The sequence below is a fragment of the Budvicia aquatica DSM 5075 = ATCC 35567 genome, assembly GCF_000427805.1.
GTDB lineage: Bacteria > Pseudomonadota > Gammaproteobacteria > Enterobacterales > Enterobacteriaceae > Budvicia > Budvicia aquatica.
The window spans coordinates 1-8,593 of the sequence record NZ_ATYS01000090.1 but is presented as its reverse complement, the minus strand read 5'-3'; the positions used below and the strand labels follow the sequence as shown (position 1 = coordinate 8,593).

The 8,593-nt window shown below is 43.2% G+C and carries 3 protein-coding genes; all 3 read left to right on the top strand.

What is annotated here, in order from left to right; all coding sequences use genetic code 11:
- On the top strand, window positions 1-3,214 hold a 3,214-nt coding region (locus YWE_RS0120095; RefSeq protein WP_036016652.1), incomplete at its 5' end, for an autotransporter outer membrane beta-barrel domain-containing protein.
- A 936-nt stretch (window positions 3,215-4,150) separates the two neighbouring features.
- A complete protein-coding gene (locus YWE_RS0120085; protein ID WP_211231039.1) occupies window positions 4,151-4,423 on the top strand; it encodes a hypothetical protein in 273 nt (90 codons plus the stop codon).
- A gap of 1,531 nt (window positions 4,424-5,954) precedes the next feature.
- Window positions 5,955-6,140: an IS1/IS1595 family N-terminal zinc-binding domain-containing protein gene (locus tag YWE_RS32065; RefSeq protein ID WP_428829287.1), complete on the top strand. Its 186-nt coding sequence runs from the start codon at window positions 5,955-5,957 to the stop codon at window positions 6,138-6,140.
- Window positions 6,141-8,593: the final 2,453 nt, after the last annotated feature.

Here is an 8,593-nt window from a genome sequence, read left to right as displayed (position 1 = left end):
CGGTACGCAGGACCGCCTGGTACTGGGGGGCTTTAGCGGTACCTTTGCCAATACTGTAAGCGGTAACGGTATCTTGCAGGTTGCTGATAGTGCGAGCGTTACCCTGACCGCGAGTCACGGGTTAGGCAGTACGGTGACGGTCGATATCGCCGATGCCACGCTGACGCTGGCCGATATCGCGTTATTCAACCATGCGCTGACCGGTAACGGCACGCTGAATGTGGCGAAGAACGACGCCAGTACGGCATTTGATTTCGGCTCTGCGGTGGGCAGTGGGTTCAGCGGCATTGTGAATTTACAAAACACCACCTTTAATCTCGGCGGTTTAAATACTTCCGTATTGGCTAACTCCACTCTGAAATTATCCAATAGTAGTTTTGCTTCGGTTGCTGACGGCGTGCAGAATATCGGTGCACTTTCGATGAACGGCGGTACTATCCTGTTTAATAATCTTGTCGATAATTCAGGCGTCATTAGTTCTGAAGGAACTATCGCTGCCGATAATATCAACACCATCGGCGGTGGCACTGTTCGGGTTAACTTGCCCGCTAATGTGACACCAAGTCTGGATGGTTTGTCAGTGATGGAATTAGACGAAGGTGAAATCATTGTTACGTTGGCAACCGGTACGGCAACCGGTACGGGACAAGAACTAACTTTAACTGATAATAACGGCGATCCTATAAGCTCTGTTTTTTATCAGAATATCTATAATACTGGCGGCAGCGCTCCGGCTGCACTTGGCTCATTCAACTACGGAATGACGACCGGTAACAATTACGACGGCCTGTATGTTAATTATGGATTGAAAGCGTTGGAATTGTTGAGTACTGGTAATGATGCCCTGATCCTGACAGCGACATTGGCGAATAACGGCAAGCAGTCAAATGATCTCTCGGCGCAAATTACCGGCAGTGGCGATCTGGCCTTTGTTTCTGCTAATGATGGTAGTACGGTATCACTATCGAATTCGACTAACACTTACACTGGTGCAACGTGGGTACGTTCGGGCAATTTACGTCTGGATGCTGACGGGGTGCTGGGGCAAACTTCTCTGTTGGCTATGAGCAATCAGACCAATGTCGATCTCAATGGGACTCAGCAGCGCATTGGCGGGTTAACTACGGCAACCGGCAGCTTGCTGAATTTCAACGATGGAAAATTGTCTGTTACTGGTGGCGGTCAGGTTGACGGGGGACTGGTCGGTAGCGGCGAACTTGCGCTGACCGCAGGAACACTGAGTATTACTCAGGGTAATGGCGGTTTTACCGGTAGGACTAATATTGCCAGCGGAGCGACGGCTCATCTTTATCATACGCAGGCCTTGGGCGGCGGTATGATTAACAATAACGGCACTCTGAATTTGGATAGTAGCACCGGGATATTGTCGAATACCCTGACCGGTAGTCACGGCAATGTGTTACTGACAAATAGTAGTAATATTCAGTTGGCAGGTAACAATAGTGGCTATGCGGGCTTATTTAGCACTGATGTAGGAACTGTTCTGACCGCATATAATGCCCAGCATCTGGGGGATAGCAGTGTTGTCAACAGAGGCAAGTTGGTGTTGGATACCGCGTCGGTGTGGAGTTTAACCAATAACATTAGTGGCAATGGCATGCTGGTTAAGCGTGGCAGTGGATCTGTGATTATTGAGGGCAATATTGTCAATGCGGGTCTGACGACGATTGAAGAGGGTTTGTTACAGTTAGGCAGTTCAGCAGCAACATCAACACTTTCGCTAGGCGAATCTCCATCATCCCAAGCACTGGTTATTACTCTGGCATCAAATGTTGTTAATCTGGCCAGTGATGTATTAATTACAGCAAATGGCTCCCTCGGCGGTTATGGGCAAGTCACCGGGAATGTGGAAAACCGTGGTGCTTTGATCATGCCGAATGCATTACTCGGTGGTGATTTTGGCACCTTTACCATTCACGGTAACTATACCGGAGACAATGGTACGGTAGTCTTCAATACTATCCTGGCTGGAGACTCATCAGCAACGGATCGACTCATGATTACCGGTGATACTACGGGCCAGAGTTATGTTAAGGTAAATAATATTGGTGGTACAGGTGCTCGTACTTCTGAAGGCATCAAAATTATCAATGTCGGTGGTAATTCAAGTGGGAAATTTACCCTTAATGGACGTGCGGTTGCTGGCGCTTATGAGTACTTCCTGTATCAAGGGGGCGTGAATTCGCCAACCGATGGTGATTGGTATCTGCGAACAAAAGCTGATGATCGTCGTCCGGAACCTGCGAGTTATACCGCAAATCTGGCTGCAGCTAATACAATGTTTGTCAGCAGTTTGGCCGATCGTATGGGTGAAACCCTGTATACGGATGTCTTTACCGGTGAAGAGAAAACCACCAGCTTATGGTTACGCAATAAAGGTAGCCATAATCGTTCCCGTGACGATAGCGGTGAGTTAAAAACTCAGGATAACCGCTACGTTATGCAATTAGGGGGGGATGTGGTGCAATGGAGCAATAACTCTCAAGATTTATGGCGCATCGGTATGATGGCTGGTTATGCTAATAGTAGTAGCTCGACTGTTGCACAAGGTAGCGGTTATCGTTCTACCGGCTCAGTAGATGGTTACAGTGTAGGTATGTACGGCACATGGTTTGCTGATAGTAAAGATAATATAGGTGCTTATGTTGATTCATGGTTGCAATATAGCTGGTTTAACAATCAGGTTAATGGACAAGATTTAGCAGCTGAAAAATACGATTCAAAAGGGTTCACTACTTCAGTTGAAAGTGGTTATACCTTCAAAATAGGTGAAAGCGCTAGCGGTAGTTATTTTATTCAGCCAAAAGCCCAGATCATCTGGATGGGCGTAAAGGCTGACTCTCATAAAGAAACCAATGGTACGGTTGTCACTAGTGACGGTAATGACAATATTCAGACTCGTCTGGGTCTGAAGTCCTTTATCAGCACACAACGGGGCGTAGATGAAGTCAAAGGGCCAACATTTAAGCCTTTTGTTGAGGCCAGTTGGATTCATAATACTAAAGATTTCGGTACTACATTAGATGGCATGACCGTAAAGCAAGCGGGTGCGGCAAATGTGGCTGAAGTGAAAGTGGGCGTTGAAGGTCAGATGAATAAGAAATTAGACATCTGGGGAAATATCGGCCAACAAGTGGGTAATCAAGGTTACAGTGATACTAGTGTGATGTTAGGGATTAAATATAACTTCTAACCGGTAGTGTATATCCATGGGCGAGTCTCACGAAAAATGCTTGAGTTTCTGCTATCGGACGTGCTGCTGAGCATACTAATAGCTGATTCACCGGGAGCCGCCACGGTAAATGGCGGGTCTCGGTAGTAGCTCAAGCACGATTATTTGTGATAATGCCAACAGCAACAGTTTGCCAGCTCCTTCCTAAATGATTATGAGCGGTTACATGTGAAATATGTAACCACTCATTTGTTTTGTATTGACTTAATGGGTTGTGGTTAATTTATTTTCAATATCATTACCTGTTTTTTTTGTAAAAAAATCATGAAAATCAAATGATAAACGGTATCTGTTGGTTTGATATATTGCAAGTCATCAGCGTATTATCATTATATTCCCCCAAACTAATTCGATTTTATTTACTGATTGGGTCTGACCCTATTTTATCGATACGCTGATAAGCCAGTATTATTTCTTTATGTAACTTCCCTTTACTCCTGACTACATTATTTAATTTAAATTAAATAAATAACTTTATTGAATTTATTGATATTTAATTCTGTTTTTTATGACATTGGCGATATTTGATTTTTTTAAAATAATCTACTTGTATGATTGCTGATATGACTTTCGTCGAGGCGTGGCGAACGTGAATTCCTAGAATCGTTCAGCCGATAGATTAGCAGCCTAAGCACGTGTTATTGACCGTTTAAAAATAGGACTGCCGTGATTTTAGCAAGGAGGTTTGAAATGTTAGGTAGTTGTAAGGTACATCGAGCTTACCCTGATTGTGAAAAATTGATACATACCCCAAGTATGGCAAAGCCTGTAGCGGTATTCGATGCTACTTCTGTCGTGTTTGTGAGAAGAGCTTTTTGGTTAAATTTATCGGTGTTGCTTACTGAGAGCATCAGCTTTTTTGCAACAGTACAGTAACGATTAGCAAGAGGTTGTATGATGAGAATGATCGTTTTGGATATATTGATGGGTGGTGTTGTGGTATTAGCGATAGTCATTATGGTACCGATGCCGTGGTTACTGGCACCATCACGCTATTATGCTATCTCGGAGAATAAGGTTATTGGTTGTGATGTAACCGCTCAAAAGATGTTAAGCGAGCCTTCCGACTCGCTGAGCTCATTAACGGTATTGTGGCTGACGCCGCAGCAACTTGGGGGGCTTTGTAACCATCACGGTTCGCATCAGGCAGAGGCCGTATTTCCGAGATAACTAGTACTGTAATAACGGGGGTGTTGAGCGCTGGAAGCCGCTTTGTCCGTAAAGGAGCACGATTTATCCCTTATAGTTATGACGTTGCAATAGTATTGAATGAGAAAATTCAAGATAGATTAATTAGAGCAAGGTGTTTTCCATTTTTATTTCTGTAACAGAGACTCAGGTTATCTGACTCGTGAGCACTTAAGCCGTTTTTGCAGTGGTATGATATTTAAGTGCCTGATTATTGCTGGCTAAATAATATAACGGAGGCACATTGAATTACCACGATACCGTTGAATGAAAAGACCCGTCATCGAGAATATTTCATCATTCTGCCCAGTATCTTTAGCGTGGCTCATCATATCGATGTGTAGGTTTATAGGCTGGGTGCGCCTTATGGTTTGATTCTTTTGAGTTTACTTGCAGTTATCCTTGATGCGCGGCTGATTTCGGCACTGGTAGTCACTGGCGATTCAGTGCCAGCATACTATTTCTTCTTTAATAAGGTTGGCGAATACGTAGTGTGAGAGGGCTCTTAGCTACAATCCAACAGTGGGAAGCCGGTGACGAATGGTTGAAGCAAGTAAACGGCACCTTATTACCTCATCGATTTTTATTGTCAATAACTCGGTACTCCAGTGAAAAAGCTGATAACCAAAGTCGGCCGGTGAATGATTGAACTGCTGACGTAACCGTTCACCAATATGCTAGCGAACAGTGTTTCCACGCCCTTCCGACCATCAATTTAGGCCTTTCAGAACGCAAAGGGTGAATCAATTAATCTTGCGTCATTAGCAATGAACGCACGCAGCAACGTGCTTTGGCTACATAATTCATATTATTTCCACGGTGAGCATCAACACAGGAGGCCCTGAAAGTATGGTTCTTGCGATGTGTTCTATGTATGGTTTTTGGCATCAGACATCTTTTGGCGTCGGGTATCATTGCTATGAGCGGCATAGCTTAGTCCGGCTGTGGTTATATAGGATATTTAGCCGTTGATAGCAATAAGTGGATAATATTTCTAAGCAAGAGGGTAGATATTAGTACTGACATGCTTGTTAATCTGTAACATTTGTATTGTATCCTTATGTATTCTTTTTTATCTCAAACTTTAACGTTGATTTATTTAGAATTAAAAAATAATTAAATTGTTTTTTTTGGGGTTTAATTCTATTTATTGTGTGATTGCTAATATTTGATTATTGTTACAACCATATGCTCGTATGATTATTCAGAATATTTTTCACAGAACCAATCATATCTGTAATCGGATATGCAGCGTTAAAAAGTATGAAATGGGAAAAGTAAAGCGGAGTTAAAATGCTGTTACTGTCAGATGTGTAAGGCTAACTCCATTTATAAGGCTAATGAAGCGTAAATAGTTTGATAGATAGTACCTGCTTAGATGATGAAAATAGTATTTCGTAAAGTGCGAATAAAAATTAATTATGGTATTCCCAGCTATGAATCATTGACATCATCGGCCGGTAGATGTGTTGTTTATGATACATATAGGGCTAATTAAAGGAGCGATAAGACGTTGTATAAGAATAAACCGGATTGCCCGAATTGCAACAACGTTGCCTACGTTCGTAGACATGGTACTGCTGTCACTGGTGTGCAGCGTTATCTGTGTTGCGAGTGTAAATTAACTTTTCAGACTAAATATATTTACTTTGCTCAACAGAGGGCTGTGAAAGATATAAGTACGGAGCAAAATACATAATTGGATGGTGACATGATTAACTATATGCATTCCTCATTTTAATATATGTAATGAATATTTGGTGTGTTTGAATTTAGCATATTTAGATTTTTTGCAGTTAAACATATTAACTGAATCAACTTTATTTATCATAGATTTTATAACAATAGTGGCTAATTAATCAGGCAATACAGGGAATAAATGTAAATGAGAGAAATTAAATTTTTGACTGAGCGTGAGTTTTCTACGCTAAATCAAAGTACGGCATTATTAACGACTGTATTTACACTATCTCTCATTGTGTTGCCGCAATCGGTTCAAGCCGCATGTACCAATGTAGGAATGGGCGCCTACCTTTGCGAAAATGCTAATGCCTCAGGTATTGCTATTGACGGTATGGACATTAGCGTTGAAACGGGGGCAGGTTTTAGTACGAATGAACCCGGAACAACCGATTCAGCGTTAACTCTTACAGGTTCCGGTTCAATTAGTTATATCGATCTCAATGCCTCAACTCTGAACACTGAGGGGGCGTATTCTTTAAAAACCCTGAATGATACTTCCGCTAGCGGGCTATCGACGACAACCATAATTAAGACTAATGGTACGATTAATAACGGTGTTTCGATCGAAAGTGAGAGCGGTGCGGATTCGACGATTTTAGTCAATATTTTTGGAGATTTATCCGGGGGAACTAACAGTAATCCAGCCGTTCATTTTAACGCCTCTGCGGTGGGAGATAGTGCAATTACCCTGAACATTGGCGCCATTACAAGCTATTCAGGTATCCAGAGCAATAATTATTCACAAAACGGTATGGTAAATACCTATATGAATCTGGCCGGTGATATCAACGTCGATTCTGCCGCTATCTCTATTAATAACTACGGATATAACGGTTCTAGTATTGTTAATTTTAATTCAAAAAATATTACTGCTGAGTCCTATGGCCTCGATATCTATAATAACAATGGCGATGGGGATACACTAACCCATATTGAGGTCGATGGTGATATTCGTACCCGAACCGGTACTGCGGTCAATCTAAGTGGGTATGCAAACCAAGGTACTTCAAGCCTCAAATTTCGAGCCAATAATATCATTAGTGGTTCCTCTGGCTTGAACATTAATAATTATACCCAGCATGGTGAGGTACTAACGGATATTGCACTAACCGGGGATATCACGGCCACTTCAGGGAGCGGCATGACGTTCAGTGCTTACTCAAATGAAGGTAATGCCAATACGTCGATCGCGTTGAACAATGTAATGACCTATGGTACAGGGCTCTATTTAAACACCAATGCTTATATGGGGAATGTGTTGTTCAATCTTGATATGTCGGGAGATATTAAGTCAGAAAATGACGCTGGAATGAACGTGAGCAGCTATGCCTATCAAGGCGACGCCAATACGTTTATCAAATTGAACAACGTGACTGCCTTATACGGTGGTCTTAATTTAAACACCAGTGCTACGATGGGAAATGAGCTGTTCAATCTTGACGTATCGGGAGATATTAACTCAGGAATTAGTACCGGAGTGACCATGTACAGTAGCGCCAGCCAAGGTAATGCCACGACGTCGATCAGGTTGAACAACGTAACCGCCTTTTATAATGGGCTCGACTTATATACAAATAGTCAGATGGGGAATACGTTATTCAATCTTGACGTATCGGGAAATATTGAGTCGGAAAATGGCGCTGGAATTAATCTATATGGTGGTGCCTCTGAAGGTAATTCCTCTTTAAGCGTTAAGGCTAACAATATTAGCGCCGGCTATCGGGGGCTTTACATCAATAATTATAGCTATCCGGGTCAAACTTTGACCGCTGTAACGGTGACCGGTGATATTATCGCCAATATGGACGAGGGGGTCGTTATCGAAACCACCGCGTATTCAGGCGATGCGACAGCCATCATCAATGTCAATAATGTGAGGTCGACTGTCAAAGGGGTACGTATGGACACGTATGCCGAGACCGGCCTNTCAACAACTGACCTGACTGTCGTCGGCCAGATTAGCGGTGCGGAAGGGATTGACCTGGAAGGAAATGCCGATAATGGCAGTNCAATTATCATCGCGGATGTTAATCAGGTCGCTACCGATAATAACGCTGTCCATATATCGAGCTACCTCTTTAGCGGAGATACTGGCCTGTCCACTATCGATGCNATTACCCGTGGTGCGATTGTATCGCAGCAGGGTTATGGTATTCGNATCGAGACCAACACGGCAGAGACCTATCTGNCCGTGGCGGGTTTAGTTCATGGCGGTGATGGNTCGGCCGTNGGCCTGTATAGACTGGATNATNNACAAAAATCAGCCACGCTGGAACTGCAACCCGGCTATGTGCTTGAAGGGACTACGCAGGCACTGGTTAACGAATCGAATTATTTCGACCCGAATACGGCCACGCTGGACCTGCCGAACAGCCATCTGGTACTGGGCGGAGCGGGCCAGGCCGAGTT

What these genes read in the sequence shown, in the direction of transcription:
- YWE_RS0120085 (WP_211231039.1), top strand. Translation starts at nt 4,151, where the DNA reads ATGAGAATGATCGTTTTGGATATATTGATGGGTGGTGTTGTGGTATTA.